A 251-nucleotide genomic window follows, 5' to 3' on the forward strand; every position below is an offset into this window, starting at 1 on the left:
TCGCCCGGCCATGGGAATACGCGGGGGCGGGAATCCGCCGCTACGGCTTCCATGGGTTGTCCTACTAATACGTCGCCGCGCGTTTGGCCTAAATCGACCCCGGCGCGGCGGACGGCCGCACCATCGTCTGCCATCTCGGCAACGGCGCCAGCCTGTGCGCCATGAAAAACGGCCGCAGTGTCGCCACCACCATGTCCTTCACGGCCCTGGACGGCATCCCCATGGGCACCCGCTGTGGCGCCATCGACCCC

1 pseudogene is annotated in these 251 nt (G+C 68.1%); it reads left to right on the forward strand.

Annotated elements, in window-relative coordinates:
* Positions 1 to 92: 92 nt before the first annotated feature.
* Positions 93 to 251, forward strand: a pseudogene (locus tag ACSHWJ_RS16070) (acetate/propionate family kinase); the annotation flags it as partial.

Origin of the sequence: Methylococcus sp. S1M, from assembly GCF_051295855.1 — a bacterium.
Classification (GTDB): Bacteria; Pseudomonadota; Gammaproteobacteria; order Methylococcales; family Methylococcaceae; genus Methylococcus; species Methylococcus capsulatus.